The organism is Kitasatospora sp. UYEF31 (assembly GCF_057291755.1).
On record NZ_JBXAWK010000019.1, the window covers coordinates 18257 to 33025 of the forward strand.

Annotated in this window: 14 protein-coding genes and 1 tRNA gene; 7 read left to right on the plus strand and 8 right to left on the minus strand. The window is 69.8% G+C overall.

Features of this window, described 5'->3' with window-relative positions; all coding sequences use genetic code 11:
• Positions 1-29: 29 nt before the first annotated feature.
• The 3 genes from AC0Z36_RS12040 to AC0Z36_RS12050 all read right to left on the minus strand — a co-directional run bounded on the left by AC0Z36_RS12040 (position 30) and on the right by AC0Z36_RS12050 (position 3605).
• Entirely contained in the window at positions 30-1010 is a 981-nt protein-coding gene (locus AC0Z36_RS12040) for a helix-turn-helix transcriptional regulator (protein WP_485462797.1), read from the minus strand.
• A gap of 746 nt (positions 1011-1756) precedes the next feature.
• On the minus strand, positions 1757-2488 hold the full coding sequence (locus tag AC0Z36_RS12045; RefSeq protein ID WP_485462798.1) for a DedA family protein: 732 nt from the start codon (positions 2486-2488) through the stop codon (positions 1757-1759).
• 229 nt (positions 2489-2717) lie between these two features.
• Positions 2718-3605 (minus strand): polysaccharide deacetylase family protein, encoded by an 888-nt coding sequence (locus AC0Z36_RS12050; protein WP_485462799.1) that lies wholly within the window; start codon positions 3603-3605, stop codon positions 2718-2720.
• Positions 3606-3767: 162 nt separating this feature from the next.
• On the opposite strand from AC0Z36_RS12050, the gene AC0Z36_RS12055 reads away from it, so the two are divergent.
• Positions 3768-4964, plus strand: coding sequence for an aminotransferase-like domain-containing protein (locus AC0Z36_RS12055; RefSeq protein ID WP_485462800.1), 1197 nt, complete (start codon positions 3768-3770; stop codon positions 4962-4964).
• A 97-nt stretch (positions 4965-5061) separates the two neighbouring features.
• Positions 5062-5742 carry a copper homeostasis protein CutC gene (locus AC0Z36_RS12060; RefSeq protein ID WP_485462801.1) on the plus strand — a complete coding sequence of 227 codons (681 nt, stop codon included), beginning with the start codon at positions 5062-5064 and terminating at the stop codon, positions 5740-5742.
• 127 nt (positions 5743-5869) lie between these two features.
• Here the strand turns inward: AC0Z36_RS12060 and AC0Z36_RS12065 are convergent, their stop codons facing one another.
• Positions 5870-6988 (minus strand): tetratricopeptide repeat protein, encoded by a 1119-nt coding sequence (locus AC0Z36_RS12065; RefSeq protein ID WP_485462802.1) that lies wholly within the window; start codon positions 6986-6988, stop codon positions 5870-5872.
• 289 nt (positions 6989-7277) lie between these two features.
• Between AC0Z36_RS12065 and AC0Z36_RS12070 the strand changes: the two genes are divergently transcribed.
• Positions 7278-8561, plus strand: coding sequence for an MFS transporter (locus tag AC0Z36_RS12070; RefSeq protein ID WP_485462803.1), 1284 nt, complete (start codon positions 7278-7280; stop codon positions 8559-8561).
• A 107-nt stretch (positions 8562-8668) separates the two neighbouring features.
• Here the strand turns inward: AC0Z36_RS12070 and AC0Z36_RS12075 are convergent, their stop codons facing one another.
• Both AC0Z36_RS12075 and AC0Z36_RS12080 read right to left on the minus strand, forming a co-directional pair.
• A complete protein-coding gene (locus AC0Z36_RS12075) occupies positions 8669-9640 on the minus strand; it encodes a DMT family transporter (protein ID WP_485462804.1) in 972 nt (323 codons plus the stop codon).
• Between the two features lie 104 nt (positions 9641-9744).
• Positions 9745-10722 carry a LysR family transcriptional regulator gene (locus tag AC0Z36_RS12080; RefSeq protein WP_485462805.1) on the minus strand — a complete coding sequence of 326 codons (978 nt, stop codon included), beginning with the start codon at positions 10720-10722 and terminating at the stop codon, positions 9745-9747.
• A 206-nt stretch (positions 10723-10928) separates the two neighbouring features.
• Here AC0Z36_RS12080 and AC0Z36_RS12085 point away from each other — a divergent pair, with 206 nt between their 5' ends.
• A complete protein-coding gene (locus tag AC0Z36_RS12085; RefSeq protein WP_485462806.1) occupies positions 10929-12377 on the plus strand; it encodes an MFS transporter in 1449 nt (482 codons plus the stop codon).
• A gap of 21 nt (positions 12378-12398) precedes the next feature.
• Here AC0Z36_RS12085 and AC0Z36_RS12090 read toward each other — a convergent pair whose 3' ends face one another.
• The gene (locus tag AC0Z36_RS12090; RefSeq protein WP_485462807.1) at positions 12399-12734 is read right to left on the minus strand and encodes a hypothetical protein; all 336 of its coding nucleotides are present in this window, start codon (positions 12732-12734) and stop codon (positions 12399-12401) included.
• A gap of 89 nt (positions 12735-12823) precedes the next feature.
• Between AC0Z36_RS12090 and AC0Z36_RS12095 the strand changes: the two genes are divergently transcribed.
• The 3 genes from AC0Z36_RS12095 to AC0Z36_RS12105 all read left to right on the plus strand — a co-directional run bounded on the left by AC0Z36_RS12095 (position 12824) and on the right by AC0Z36_RS12105 (position 14386).
• Complete coding sequence (locus AC0Z36_RS12095; protein WP_485462808.1) at positions 12824-13348, plus strand: helix-turn-helix transcriptional regulator; 525 nt, start codon at positions 12824-12826, stop codon at positions 13346-13348.
• A 439-nt stretch (positions 13349-13787) separates the two neighbouring features.
• Positions 13788-13943 (plus strand): NINE protein, encoded by a 156-nt coding sequence (locus AC0Z36_RS12100; RefSeq protein ID WP_485462884.1) that lies wholly within the window; start codon positions 13788-13790, stop codon positions 13941-13943.
• Positions 13943-14386, plus strand: coding sequence for a DUF2752 domain-containing protein (locus AC0Z36_RS12105; protein ID WP_485462809.1), 444 nt, complete (start codon positions 13943-13945; stop codon positions 14384-14386). The genes AC0Z36_RS12100 and AC0Z36_RS12105 overlap by 1 nt, the downstream gene beginning before the upstream one ends.
• A gap of 212 nt (positions 14387-14598) precedes the next feature.
• Here AC0Z36_RS12105 and AC0Z36_RS12110 read toward each other — a convergent pair.
• A tRNA-Met gene (locus AC0Z36_RS12110) sits at positions 14599-14675 on the minus strand.
• Between the last annotated feature and the right edge of the window lie 94 nt (positions 14676-14769).

Below are 14769 nucleotides of genomic sequence, written 5' to 3' on the forward strand. Positions count from 1 at the left end.
CTATGAGGAGGAGGTTCAGACGGCCTCCGCTACCCCTCGTAGAGCCGGACAGTCGCCCGCGCGGCCTCTGCGACGGCCTCGCGCAGCTCCGGCGGGTCGAGGACCTCCACCTCCGGGCCGAGCTGCAACAACTCGGTCGTGCCGACCCACAGCGTCTCGATCGGGAGCTTCGCCGTCAGCCAGTCGTTCTCGTCGGGCTCTCCGGCGGTGCTGTCCAGCATCCGGCCAGCCGCCGAACTGAACTGCCCGCGGACGACCCCGCGCGCGTGCGCGGACAGCCGCACGGTCGCGGTGATCCGGTACATCTCGTTGCCGAAACGCTCGGAGGACTTCGCCCAGAACTTCCCCAGGTCGAAGTCCGGATCACGGGTGAACGGCACGTCGAGCGTCTTCAGTTCGATGATCCGGGTGACCCGGTAGGTCCGGAACGGCACGTCGGTCTCGTACGTGGCCCGCGCGACCATGTACCAGGCGCCGCCCTTCAGCACGAGGCCGTACGGCTCCATCTCCCGCTCCACCTCGCCGCCCCACCGGCGGTACCGCATCCAGATCCGCTGCTCACTCCACACCGCGGAGGCCACCTCCGCCAGGAAGGGCGTCTCGTCGGCGTCGCGGTACCAGCCGACCGCGTCCAGGTGGAACCGGTCACGCACCCGCCCCGCGCGCTCCTGGAGCTCCTTGGGCATGCCAGCCATGACCTTCAGCTGCGCCGAGGCGACGGTGGCACCCAGGCCCAGCTCCTGCGCCTGGCCCGGCAGCCCGGCCAGGAAGAGGGAGTCGGCCTCATCGTTGGTGAGCCCGTTGACGCGGGTGCGGAACCCGTCGAGCAGCCGGTAGCCGCCGGCCGGGCCGCGCTCGGCGTAGACCGGGATCCCGGCGGCGCTCAACGACTCCACGTCGCGGTAGACCGTCCGTACGGAGACCTCCAGCCTGTCGGCGAGTTCCTGGGCGGTCACCTGGCCCTGGGTCTGGAGGGTGAGGAGGATGGTGAGGAGTCGGGATGCTCGCATGGGGAGGAGTCTGCCGGGTCCGGGTCTCCCGTAGGCAGCCTCCGGCCGCCGGTCGAAAACCCGGTGCGTGCGAGCGGCCTCGCGGTCTGGTGTTTTCCCTGGTCCGGATGCGCAGGCCGCGGTTACTTCCACTCTTAATGGGCAGGCCGCGGGTTCGAGTCCCGGCCGTCGTCGGCAGCAGCCGGCACGGTAGCTCAACGGACAGAGCACGCGATGTGTTTCGGCACAGTCACCGACGCCGACTGGTTCCCGGGTGCCCCTGTACGACTGTCCCCCGCATTCCAGCTGAGGGGGACTCAGTCGTGTCCAAGTTCAACGTCCGCGCAGGACCCCGACGGGCCGCTTACCGGGACATAAGCTACGTCTCACCAGGCGGCCCGTCGGCGCATGTTCGTCCTGGTCTTCTCACCCCCTGGTAACCGCACGTGCCTGCAAGCTATGGTCAACTCTCCATTGATCACCGTGTGTTGACGATCCGTCATATCAAATACACAGGAGTACAACCGTGCCCGGAGCCCGCCCGGGTCGCCGCGCGACGCATCGCCGAAGCGGTGGCGGACGCCGGGGGGTGACCCGCTGGCCCGCCCCTTCCCCAGCCACCCCGGCCCGTCTTCCCCTCGGGCCGGGGTCTTCCAATCCACCGTGTCGAATCCGCCGGGTCGGGCATGTGAAAAAAGCCCCCACAGAGATCGTTAACGGGCGTTCCGCACATGCCCGACGCGGCGGAGTCCTCGCGGCGGAACCGGTTACTGCTGGCACCGCTCCGAGTGCGCGCTCTGCCAGACGACCACCGGCTCCGGCGGCCCCTCGTCGTGCTCCCCGGTGCGCTGCGGGCCGATCACCGGCTGCTCCGCCGCGGCCCTGCGCCGGCGGTTCCGCCAGCGCCACCCGGTCGTCACCATGATCGCCAGGAGCACGACACCGACGACGGTCATCCCGATCCAGCTCTGCATTTTCGCCGCCTGTGTCCCGGCGACCCGGCCCAGCATGATCGAACCGGGCACCCACACGATGATGCCTATCGCGTTCCACGGCAGGAACCGCCGGTATTCCATCCCGGCCGCCCCGGCCAGGCGCGGCAGCAGGGTCCGGGCGAAGGCCACCCACCGGCCGAGCATCACAGTGGTGCCTCCGGCACCCTTTCCGCTGGTGAAGAGCTTCTCCGCGCGCCGCCACCGCCGCTCGCCGACCTTCCGGCCGACAAAACCGGTGTGGATCCGGCTGCTCTGGCGGCGGCCGGTCAGGTAGCCGGTGGAGTCGCCCACGAGCGCGGCCACGGTCGCCACTATCAGCGCTGGCACCAGGTCGATGTGCCCGGTGGTGGTCAGTACGCCGGTGGCTATCAGCACCGGCTCGGCGGGCATGAAGAGGCCGATGAGCAAGGCAGTCTCCACCAGTACCGCCCCCGCGAGGAGGAGGTACACCGAAAATGGCGGCAGCTGGTCTATCCAGCCGACCAGATCGTGCACGGCGGACACGTGGACCTCCCGTTTGCGGCGCTGCTTCGGCCACGTCCCTTTATGAGTGCAACGTGCGCGCTGTACGTCCAGCTTCCCGATTTTCCGAACGGATCGGATCCTGCCCAGGGCCTAACCCCGGCTTAGGCCCTGAGACGGAGGGCGCAACCTGCGTCGCGCCCCTCCTCACCCCCTACCCAGGGGAGGTGTGCATAGATGCCCCTGGAACGTATCGGATTCCGATCTACCGTCAACGCAGCAGGTCAGAGACCTTCACCAGGTCGAATCCGCGGCGGCGCAGCTCGGCGGCGATCTGCGGAACGGCTTCGGCGGTGTACTTCGCGGGGCCCGCAGACACGTGCATCACGACAATCGAGCCGTCCTTGACCTCTTTGAGGGTCTTGTCGACGATCACCTGGGCGCTTCTGGCGTCGGCGTCGCCGCTGATGACGTCCCACTGGACGGGCAGCACCTGCGCGGGGGCGATGGCTTTGAGCGCGGCCTGGTCGTAGCAGCCGCCGGGGAAGCGGAAGTACGGGACGGGACTGATGCCCAGACCACGCATGATCTCCAGCGGCCGGGCCGCCTCCCCGGCCATCTCCGGCTCGGGGATCTTCCCCAGGCCGTAGCAGGTACCGGCGAAGCCGCGGTGCGAGTAGGAATGACTGGCCAGCTCGAACAACGGGTCCGCGGCAAGTTCCCTGGCCTTGGCCGGGTAGCGCTCGGCCCACATTCCGGCCACAAAAATCGTCGCGGGGATCTTCCCCACCTTGAGCTCGCCGATGAGTTTGTCGTTCACGTACGACGTGACCTTGCCGCTGTCGAGGTTGCGCTCCATACCGACGGTCATGTCCGCGTCGAAGGTCAACGCGACCTTCTTAGCGGCCCGCGGCCCGTGTTCGAGGACCTGCGGGAGGCCGTCCTTGCCGAACGGCAGGGTCGGTGCCGTGGACGGGACGGCGAGGGGCACCGCGGCCGGAGGCGTGGAGGTCACGGACAAAGACGACGGCGTACGGTCCGCGCCGCGCGCGGTGGGGCTCTCCTTCGTGGCTCCGGACGAACCGTCCGAGCAGCCGGTGAGCACAAAGGCGACGCAGGCGACCAGCGCGCCCGCCGTGGTGGTGGTTCGTCGAGGCATCGTGCGGGCGGGCCCTTGCTTCCGTGGCTGACAGGGGTGGATCACGTTAGCGGCAGTCCGGCCCGCGGTCCGGATGACGCACGCGGACTACACCACTGGACATCAATGCGGTATGAACGGTTCCGTCGCGCGCAAGCGACCACGCCTGATGAGGAGTCACCCATGGCCGTCGCTCCCGCCGCAGTCCCCGAACTGTCCGCCCGCGCCCGCAGTGTCGGCGGGTCGGCCGTACGCGAGATCCTGGCACTGACCGAGCGTCCTGAGGTCATCTCCTTCGCGGGCGGACTGCCCGCACCGGAGTTCTTCGACGCGGAGGGGCTGCGCGCTGCGTACGACTCGGTCCTGCGCCTGGACGCCCGCAGGGCACTGCAGTATTCGACGACCGAGGGCGATCCCGGCCTGCGCGCGGCGATAGCCGACCGGCTGAGCCGCGGCCACCTGGCCACTTCACCCGCGGACCTCCTCATCACCACCGGTTCCCAGCAGGCCCTGACCCTCGCGGCCACCGTCCTGCTCGAACCGGGCGACGTCGTCCTGGTCGAGGAGCCCACCTACCTCGCCGCGCTCCAGACCTTCCGCTTCGCGGGGGCGCGCATCGTCTCGGTGGCCTGCGACGAACACGGCGTGGACCCGGACGCGCTGGCCGCGGCGGTCGTCCGCGAACGGCCCAAGGTCCTCTACACGATCCCCACCTTCCAGAACCCGACAGGCCGGACGATGCCGCCGCACCGGCGCCGCGCCGTCGCGTCGGTCGCCGCCCGGCTGGGGCTGTGGCTCCTGGAGGACGACCCGTACGGCGAACTGCGCTACCGGGGCGAACCGCTGCCGCCGCTGGCCGCACTCCCGGAATCCGCGGACCGGACGGTGTACCTCAGCAGCTTCTCGAAGGTGATGGCCCCCGGCATGCGCCTGGGCTACCTGCGCGCGCCAGCCGGGCTGCTGCGTGCCTGCGTGGTCGCCAAGCAGGCCGCCGACCTGCACACCTCCACCGTCGACCAGGCCGCCGCAGCCGCGTACCTGCGGGCCAGCGACTTGGACGCACACCTGGCCAGGGTGCGCGGCGCGTACCGCGAACGCCGCGACGCCATGCTCGCCGGGCTCGCTGCCGCCCTGCCCGAGGGCAGCACGTGGAACGACCCGGACGGCGGCATGTTCATCTGGGCGAAGCTGCCTGACGGCTACGACGCGACCGCGCTGCTGCCGTCCGTGGTCAAGCACGACGTCGCGTACGTCCCAGGTGCGCCCTTCTACGCGGCGGACCCCGACCCGGCGACGCTGCGACTGTCGTTCGTCACCCAGACGCCCGCGGAGATCACCGAGGGGCTGGGGCGGCTGGGCCGAGCGCTGCGCACCGCCTGACGCAGCGCCGTCCCGCGGGTTACGCGCCGCGCAACGTTGCGTGAAGGGTTGCGCGCTGCGCACCGCCTGACGCAGCGCCATGTGAAATGATCCCGACATGTCTAGACCACTGCTCGAAGTCATCGCCTTGGACGCCGAGGACGCCCGCGCGGCCAAGCGCGGCGGCGCGGACCGGATCGAGCTGGTCCGGGACATGGCCAGCTCCGGACTCACACCCTCGGTGGAGACGTTCCGCGCGGTCCGCGCGGCTGTGGACCTGCCCGTCAGGGTGATGCTGCGGGAGAACGACGGCTTCACGGCCGGGGATATCCCAGCGCTCCGCAAGACCGCGGTGGAGCTGATCGACGCGGGTGCGGACGAGTTCGTCCTGGGGTTCCTCAACGCGGACGGCGCAGTGGATCTGGGAGCGGTGGAAGCCGTGGTCGAGGTGCTCGACGGGCGCAATTGGACCTTCCACCGGGCCATCGACTTCGCCGTGGACCGGGCGCAGGTGTGGGACGCCGTCCGCGGGCTGCCCGGACTGGACTTCGTCCTCACGTCCGGGGGGCCGGAGGGCGCTGAGACCGGACTCGCCACGATCGCGGCGGACCAGTTGGAACGGAGAGTGTCCGACCCGCGGATCATCGTCGGCGGCGGGCTGCGCGAACGCCACGTCGGGACGCTGCGCTCCAGTGGCCTCGACGCTTTCCACATCGGTGCCGCCGCACGGCTGGCCGGGAGCTGGGACATGCAGGTGGGGAGCGCTGCGGTGCGGCACTGGCGCGGGCTGCTCGACTGACGCCGACCGGATGGGCCGGCTGCCCCGGCGATCATGACGAAGTGCCCCGCTCCGGTCGTCGGAACGGGGCACTTCGTCATGATCGCCGGGGCGGAGCCCGGCCAGGCCGGGAGCCGGGACCGCGTTGCTACTCCTCGTCGAGCAACTGCTCCAGCTCGGTGATCTGATCCGCCGACGCGCCGAGTCGGCGGGCGTCCGCGATCACCTCGGGGATCTCGTCCGTGCGGTCGTGGTCGTCGAGGAAGTGCGCGTACGTCAGCACCGCCTGCAGGTCGCCGGAGGTGATCCCGCCGCGCATGAAGCGCTCCGCCTGTTCCAGGTCACCGAGGCGCTCGTACAGGATCCCGAGGTTCAGATAGGCCTCGTCCACGCCCTCGGAGATCGCGGCCTCATAGAACGGCACGGCCTCCGACGCCCGGTTGTCCCGGTCGGAGAGCCACAGTGCGTAGTGGAACGTAGCGCCGTCGTCGCCCTGCGAGAGCGCGGCAAGGTACGCGGCCTCAGTGGCGGGGTCCTCGATCGCGTCGAGGTAGTTCGCGTAGACCAGGTTGACGTCGGGGATGTCCTCGGCCAGTGCCTCGGTCACGTGCACCCGGGCGTCCTCGAACATGCCTTCGTCCAGCTCGGCCTGGGCCAGATCACCCAGAACCGGGAGATACCCCTCGGCCACCGCGCGTCGCATCCACGTGATGCCCTCGCCGGGCTGACCGTGCTCCGCGAAGTGGCGGCCCAGGTTGGCCATCGCCATCGGGTCGCCCTCGTCGATGCCCCGGCGCAGCAGCACCAGCGCCTCATCCGTACGGCCCGTCTCAAGCAGGTAGGTGCCGTAGTCGTTGGGGGCGTCCGCGTTGCCGTCCGCCAGCGCGGTCTTGTACCAGCGCTCGGCACCGGCCCGGTCGTCGAGCTCGGAGCCGTGGATGTCGGCGAGTTTCAGCGCCCAGTACGTGCCGCCCGCGTTGTACCGGTCCTCCAGAAGGCGCGCGGCCTCCTGGGCGCGGCCGGTGACCACGAGCAGCGAGCTCAGCGCGTCGTACGCGTCGAGGTCACCGGAGTCGATCGCCTGCCGGAGGTACGGCTCGGCTTCGGCTTCCTCGCCGGAGTCGAGCAGGAGCTCACCGAGGCGGCACACGGAGCCCGCCAGACCGGCCGCGACGGCCTGTCGGCACAGCTCGACGGCCTCGTCCATGTGGCCTTCCTCGACCAGCGTCTCCACCTGGTCCAGGAGGTCGCGGTGGTCATCGGACACGGCACACCTTGGTCATCCACCGGCTCCTCAGCTGTGTCTCTGGTCTGTGCGCATCGTGTTCGTGCGCTGTCCGCAGCCTGTACTCGTTGATCTGCTGTGCTGTCCGCAGTCCGTACGCATTGATCTTCTGTGTCTCTATGGCGCGATCCTGTCATGTCCGCAGGGCCGGTCGCCCGGGAAGGATTCCAGGGCGACCGGCGTTTTTGTACACCTGACCCATTGTCGCGCTGATCCTTGTGCAGGTTCCCGCACTACCCGTTTGTCGGCCCTGACCCTGAGGACCCCTTCTGTGAATTCCGCTCCGGATTCCGGCATACCGGGCCCGCCTGCCCGGACGAACCCCGCTCCGGCGGCGGCACCCTGGCCCGTGGCGGGGCTGATCACCCTGTCCGCGGCGGTGTTCCTCGCGGTGACCACCGAGTTCCTGCCCGTCGGCCTGCTGCCGAAGATGAGCGGTGACCTGGGCGTCTCCGAGTCGAAGCTCGGCCTGCTGATCACCGCCTACGCGTTCGTCGTCGGCGCGACCGCAGCTCCGTTGACCGGCATGACCAGCCGCTGGCCGCGCCGCAGGCTGCTGCTCACGGTGCTCGGCGTCTTCACTTTCAGCAACGTCATCATGGCGATGGCCTCGGTGTACCCGATCGCGGTGACCGCCCGGGTGGTCGGCGGCGTGGCGCACGGTGTGTTCTTCTCCCTGGTGGCCGGTTACGCCGCCCGGATGGTCCCGCCGGAGCGCATGGGCCGGGCGCTGGCGATCGCGATGACCGGCAACTCCCTGGCGCTGGTCGGCGGCATTCCGCTCGGTACGGCCCTGGGCTCCGCTGTCGGCTGGCGCGGCACGTACATCGTGGTCTCGGCGGCCGGCGCGGTCCTGCTGTTCATCGCGTGGCGGGTCCTGCCGGAGTTCCCCGGCGTTGAGCGCGGGACGGCGATGCCGATCCGGAAGGTCGTGAAGATCCCCGGGGTGGCGCTGATCTCCGCGGCCACGCTGGTGTTCATGCTGGGTCACTTCTTCCTCTACACCTACATCTCCCCCTACCTCACCGAGCACGTCGGCGTCTCCGAGTCGATGGTCAGCCCGGTCCTGCTCGGCTACGGCGCGGCGGGTCTGCTCGGGATGTGGCTCACCGGCATCATCATCGACCGCCGCCCCCGCGCCCTGCTGTTCACGGCGGCGGGGGCGCTCACGCTGGTCCTGGTGCTGCTCGGCGTCTTCGGCGCGACCACCGGCGCGGCTGTGCCCGTCATCATCGTCTGGGGCGCGTTCTTCACCGCGATGCCCGTCGCCCTGCAGACCGCGCTCCTGCGCTTCGCCCCGCAGGCGACCGACGCGGCGACCAGCATCATGACCGCCTCGTTCAACATCGGGATAGGCAGCGGCGCACTGCTCGGCGGCCTGGCGTACGACGGCCTGGGCATCGGGGTGCTGCCGTACTTCGCTGCGGGCCTGGCGATCATCGGCCTGCTGGGGATGTACCGCGCCCGGCCGTTCCGCGACAGCCCGTCGGTGCCGGTGGCCGGGAGCGTGCGGGTGCCGCTGGAGAAGCCCGTCAGCGTCCACAGGCAGAGCTAGGTTGAGAAAGTCGTCAGAACCCACAGGCGCGGGAAGGCCCACCGGTCTGCCCCCCCGACGACCAGCATGTCGGTCGTCGGGGGGCGGCCCGTCGGGCCTCCGGGGGCTCAGCGTGCGGGCAGCGGGCAGTCGTCTTCCACAGGCAAGCCCTCCACAGACAGGCCCTCCACCAGGTCGGCCGCGACCACCGGTCCGGCGGACTCCTTGCGCGGCCGGCGGGTCAGCCACACCGCGAAGATGACCACGGCCATGCCGCCGAGCATGGTCAGTGTCAGATCCTCGCTCAGGGCCACCGCGCCGAGCAGCACCGAGACCACCGGCAGCAGGTAGCCGACCATCGTCGCGGCCTGCGCGCCGTCCGCCTTGAGGATGTAGTAGTTCAGCAGGATCGCGATGCCGGTGCCGAAGACGCCGAGGATGACCAGTGCGCCGGCCGAGTCCCAGCGGAACTCGACGTGTGTGTCGCTGTAGAACGGCACGGTCACACCGACCATCGCGGTGGCGACGGCCAGTTGCGCTGCGCACAGCGCGACCGGGTCGAGGTTGTAGTCGGAGATGTACTTCTCCATGTAGAGGTACGCGACGCCGTACGACAGGGCCGCGGCGAGGATGATCAGCGACCCGAACCCGAAGACCCCCGCGGCCTGCCACGGCGCGAGGATCAGCATCACTCCGGCGAAGCCGATGGCCAGCCCGGACACCTGGGTCACCGTCGGCCGCCGCCCGATGCCGAACGCGATGAGCAGCGTCCACAGCGGGGTGGTCGAGTTCAGGACACCGGCGAGGCTGGAGTCGACCGTCTGTTCACCGATGGCGAAGAGGGTGTACGGGAGTGCGTTGAGGAACAGCGCGACAACGGCTATATGCCCGTACACCTTTCTGCCTCTGGGGAGCTTCGTCCCCCGGACCCAGACGATGCTCAGCAGGACCAGTGCGCCCAGACCGATGCGGACCAGGGCGATGCCCACCGGCGGCACGCCGCGTAGCCCGATCTTCATCCACAGGAAACTCGAACCCCAGATGAGCGCCAGCAGGCCCAGCCGGACGGCACCGCCTCCGCGCATTGCTGTGCCCTTCATTTCCACTCCCCTGGTTGAGCGAGCGCTACTGGTGAACCGCTCCCAGGGGCAAGGATGACGCGAGGGAACCATTCACGTCTATCACATAGATTCGTACGTAAATGTTAAGCAGTAACTGAAAGATGTCGGGTGAGCTGCGGGGCGGCCCGATGCGCGGTGGCGATGCCGTCGAGAGCGCCCAGAACCGCTGCGACATCCGGTGCGGTGGCCGAGCCGCGGCGGACCAGAGCGGTCACGTGCCGGTCCACCCGACGCCCCGTCAGCGGCCGGATCAGCAGCCCGGAGGCGGCAGGGTCGCCGACCAGCCGACTGTGCGCCAGTCGCGGCACGAGCGCAAGGCCGAGCCCGACTTCGACCATCGCGAAGATGGTGGCCCACTCGTCGGCCTGGTGCACGACGCGCGGGGAGAACCCGGCCGCCGCGCACGCGGTCTCGGTCAGCTGGCGGCACGCGCCGACCGCGCCGGTGATCCACGATTCCTCGGCCAGGTCGGTCAGCCGGACCTCGGCCTTCCCCGCGAGGCGGTGCCCGACCGGCAGCGCCACGTCCATCGGGTCGACGAGCATGGGCATCCGGTCGAACCGGTCGTCGGCGGGTGACGGGCCGTCGATCGCCTCGATGATGAGCGCGACGTCCACCTCGCCGTGGACCAGCGCGATCAGCCGCTCGGGCCGGTCCGACTCGGACACCAGCACCTCGATGCCGGGCCGGGACATCCGCAGTTCCCGCAGCGCGGGCAGCACCAGGCCGGTGATCGCCGTGCCGAACGAAGTCAGGCGCACCTGCCCGGCCGCACCGTCCGCGTACGCCGCGAGGTCCGCGTGCACCCGTTCCAGCTGGGCGAACAGGCCGTCGGCGTGCCGCAGCAGGATGCGCGCCGCGCCGGTGAGCCGGACCCGCCGCCCGGCCGGCTCCAGGAGCGGGACGCCGACCTCCCTGGCCAGCACGGTGAGCTGCTGCGACACGGCGGACGGTGTCAGGTGCAGGGCCTCGGCCACCGCGGTGACAGTGCCGCGCTCGTCGAGTTCGCGCAGCACCCGCAGGCGCCGCAGGTCGAGGTCCGAGGAAGGGTGTGCTGGCATGGGAGCCATCATCGGTCATACCGCGACCGGGGCCCAAGTAAGTTCTTGACTTCAAGTGCGCTTCAACCGGCATTCTTTCCGTACAGCCGATGTTGCACCAGGAAACCGAACCGCGGTGTGGAAGCCCCGCACGGCATACCTGACACGCCCCGGCAGGCACGGCTCGCAGCCTCCTGCGCGCACCCCGACCAGCAGGAGGAGAACCGATGGCGTCAGCAGTTTACGAAGAGACGGTGGTCGAAGACCGGGAGGCCGCGGTCGAAGGACCGCCCCAGCCCCGGTCCGCGCTCTGGATACTCGTCCTGGCCTGCGTAGGCCAGTTCCTGGTGGTGCTCGACGTCTCCGTTGTCAACGTCGCACTGCCGTCCATCCGCACCGGCCTGGGGTTCGATCCCGCGAACCTGAGCTGGGTGGTCAACGCGTACACCCTCACCTTCGCCGGGCTGCTGCTGCTCGGCGGACGGCTCGCCGACCTGTTCGGCCGCCGGGCCGCGTTCCTCACCGGCATCGGGCTGTTCACCGCCGCCTCCCTGCTCGGCGGCCTGGCCCAGTCCTCCGGGATGCTGATCGTCGCCCGCGCGCTCCAGGGCGTCGGTGCCGCGGTGCTCGCCCCGGCGACCATGACCATCCTCAGCACGTCCTTCCCCGAAGGCCCCAAGCGGGCCCGGGCGCTGGGCATCTGGATGGCTGTCGGCGCGGCCGGCGGCGCCTCGGGAGCGGTGGTCGGCGGTCTGCTCACCGACCTCCTGTCGTGGCGCTGGGTGCTGCTGATCAACGTGCCGATCGGCGCGGTGACCTGCGTCGCGGCGGTCCTGGTGTTGACCCGTGACGCGCGCACCGGACCCCGGCCGCGGGTCGACATCCCCGGCGCGGTCACCGTCACCGGCGGCCTCGCGGCCGTCACCTACGGCGTGGTCCAGGCCGAGACGTACGGCTGGGGCGACCCGCACACACTCATCCCCGGGCTGGCAGGTGTCGCGCTCCTCGCCCTGTTCGTACTGATCGAGGCGAAGTGGGCGGCTGAACCGCTGATGCCGCTCAGCCTGTTCCGCAACCGCTCAGTGGCCTCCGCCGACACTGTCGCGCTGCTCATCGGCTCCGGGTTCTTCAGCATGTGGTACTTCATGTCGCTCTACCAGCAGAACGTCCTGCACATGAGCGCGATCAGGTCAGGCGCCGGGTTCCTGCCGCACACCCTGGGCATCATCGCCGCCTCCCAACTGGCCACCCGCCTCGCGGCGAAGTACGACCTGCGGATGATCGTCAGCTTCGGCACGCTGCTCGCCGCGACCGGGTTCTGGTGGATGTCCCTGGCCGGCGCGGCCGACGGCTACTGGACCGCGGTGGCCGGGCCCGGCCTGGCCGCCGCCTTCGGCGTGGGCCTGGCGATGACCCCGCTCGCCGCCGCGGCGACCTCGGGCGTGGACCGCTCCCAGGCCGGCCTGGCCGCCGGGATGCTGAACACCGCCCGCCAGTTCGGCGGCACCCTCGGTCTGGCCGGACTGGTCACCCTCGCAGCCAGCCGCTCCGCGTCGGCCACCGGTTCGCCGGAGGAGGTATTGACCGCGGGCTACAGCACGGCCTTCGAAGTGGCCGCCGTGATCCTGCTGACGGCATCGGCCGCAGCGTGGCTGCTGCCGAAGCGCCTGAAATAGAGTCTCGCGGCGGTCAGGTACTCAAATCCCCTCAACGATCCCCACAGGGGACTTGAGCGCATGACTGACGCGGCAGTCCACCGCACCGGAGTCCCGCAACTGCGGATCCACGAACCACGACACCCGGCCCGCCCGGTCCGGCAGGTAGCGGGCCACCGAGCGGACGCCGGGGACCGCTTCGAGGCCCGTGGAGACCAGGAAGAAGAACGGCATCAGGACCGACATGGACATGATCGCGCTGCGCAGCACCGCGGCCACGCCCATGCAGATCAGGCACAGCATCGTGAGGTAGAGGCTCGCGCCGAGGGTCGTCCGTACGGCTTCGCCCGTGGTCATCGCCCGATCGTCACGGATCATGAGGAAACCTGCGACCTGCGCACCCACCGCGGTCAAGGTCCAGGCCGTTCGCCGCAGTCTGTCTGCTGGTCGCCGGCACCGAATCGGCGGTGAGCGTCTTCGTCGGCGCCACCGTCGTCCCGACCGTGCTCTGCGGGATCGCCGGACTCTACGCAGTCCACGCCGCGGGGCTCTGCACCCTCGCCGTCGCCCGCAACCTCCTGGGCCCCAGCCCCGCCGAACAACTCGCCGAACTCGAACTGCGCACCGTCCTGCTCCGCCAGGACCCCGACGGGTTCCTGCTCAAGCGCTCGCGCCCGGAGGAGATCGCGCAGGCCGTCCGCACCGTCGCCGCCGGGGAGTCTTTGCTGTTCCCGGCCGCGATCCGGGCTTTCGCGGGCGCGCACGCGGGCGGCTCGGACGCCGTCGACCGGGCCGCGCTGACCGACCGTGAGGGGGAGGTGCTGCGGCTGATGGCCCGCGGCCTGTCCAACGCGGAGATCGCCGGAGCTCTGTTCCTCGGCGTCCAGACGGTGAAGACCCACGTCAGTGCGGTTCTGGCGAAACTCGGGGCCCGCGACCGCACGCAGGCGGTCATCGCGGCCTACGAGGCGGGCTTCGTCTCGCCGGGTTGACGGCACAACTGACGGTGCGTCGGAAGGCGGGTCGGAAGGTACCCCTGATTCTACGTGCCTGGCGCAGGTAATTCCCGATGGAATTCCTTATTGCAGGTCAATGGCATGATCGGACAATCTCCGAGACCGGTTCACCGGGTCACTGTCGCACAGTTGGCTCCATGTCAGCTTCCTGTCCGTCAAGGACGGTCGCCGCGTGTAGAGGAAGTGCGACTCGGGAGCGCTCCACCGTGTCTGTCCGCACGGTGCCTTCCCGCCCTGGACCTGACCGTGTCCCACGTTTTCCGCAGACCAGGAGAAGCATCCGCATGTCGTACCCCCCCCGCCGTTCCCCGGCCAGCCCGTCTCCGGCGCCCCGAACGGTGTAGACCCCCAGGGCCGCCCGTACTCGGAGAAGTCCAAGATCACCGCGGGTATCCTGTCGATCCTCCTGGGCAGCCTGGGCGTCGGCCGCTTCTACACCGGTCACGTCGGCATGGGTATCGCACAGCTGCTGACCTGTGGTGGCCTGGGCGTCTGGTCGCTGATCGACGGAATCCTCTTCCTCACCAGCAACGACCGCACCGACGCCAAGGGCTTCGTGCTGCACGGCTGATGACACAACGCACTTCACGTGACCGCGCCCCCGCACCTGCGGCGGCGCGGTCACGTGTGCGTCCGGCCTGGAAGCACCCGGCCGTCGCACCCCTGGTGCTCGCCGCCGGTGCCGTCGCCGGCCCGGCCTGGCTGTGGGGCCACAACCCGCACGACCCGGGCGAGCCCATGCTGTTCTGCCCCTGGCACAAGGTCACCGGCCTGCTGTGCCCGGCCTGCGGCGGCACCCGGCTGGCCTACGACCTGCTGCACCGGCACTGGGCGCAGGCCTGGTCCGACAACTCCGCCCTGCTGCTGAGCCTGCCGCTGGTCGCCGTCGTCTACGGACAGTGGCTCTACACGGGACTACGCGGTCGTACGTACCGAGTCCCGCTCAGGCGACGCGGCGTCGCCGTACTGCTGGTGTGCGCGGTGTTGTGGGCTGTCGTCCGCAACCTGAGGTGACGCGGGGTCAGGCCCGTTCGCGGGTCAGGGTCACCCCGTCCGTCACCGGGAGCATGGCGGGGCCGACCCGGGTGTCGTCGCGCAGTGAGACGTCGCCGACGTAGTCGGGCAGATCGGGGGTGAAGCCGATCTCCCGGAAAACCTTGGAGAACGCAGCAGGCCCGACACCGTGAAGGTGTCGGGCCTGCTGCGTTGATCCAAGCTGTGCTACGTGGTAGCGGGGACAGGATTTGAACCTGCGACCTCTGGGTTATGAGCCCAGCGAGCTACCGAGCTGCTCCACCCCGCGTCGGTAAACCTGACTCTATGCCATCCACCGGGACGATGGGAAATCATTTGGGATGGCGTATAGTCATTGATTCTGCGCACAAAAAGAAACCAGT

Bases quoted from the DNA above. Each gene is read 5' to 3' on its own strand.
- AC0Z36_RS12080 (WP_485462805.1), bottom strand. From the start codon at position 10,722: ATGCCAGCACACCCTTCCTCGGACCTCGACCTGCGGCGCCTGCGGGTG.
- AC0Z36_RS12055 (WP_485462800.1), top strand. From the start codon at position 3,768: ATGGCCGTCGCTCCCGCCGCAGTCCCCGAACTGTCCGCCCGCGCCCGC.
- AC0Z36_RS12060 (WP_485462801.1), top strand. From the start codon at position 5,062: ATGTCTAGACCACTGCTCGAAGTCATCGCCTTGGACGCCGAGGACGCC.
- AC0Z36_RS12105 (WP_485462809.1), top strand. From the start codon at position 13,943: ATGACACAACGCACTTCACGTGACCGCGCCCCCGCACCTGCGGCGGCG.
- AC0Z36_RS12075 (WP_485462804.1), bottom strand. From the start codon at position 9,640: ATGAAGGGCACAGCAATGCGCGGAGGCGGTGCCGTCCGGCTGGGCCTG.
- AC0Z36_RS12040 (WP_485462797.1), bottom strand. From the start codon at position 1,010: ATGCGAGCATCCCGACTCCTCACCATCCTCCTCACCCTCCAGACCCAG.
- AC0Z36_RS12090 (WP_485462807.1), bottom strand. From the start codon at position 12,734: ATGATCCGTGACGATCGGGCGATGACCACGGGCGAAGCCGTACGGACG.
- AC0Z36_RS12085 (WP_485462806.1), top strand. From the start codon at position 10,929: ATGGCGTCAGCAGTTTACGAAGAGACGGTGGTCGAAGACCGGGAGGCC.
- AC0Z36_RS12050 (WP_485462799.1), bottom strand. From the start codon at position 3,605: ATGCCTCGACGAACCACCACCACGGCGGGCGCGCTGGTCGCCTGCGTC.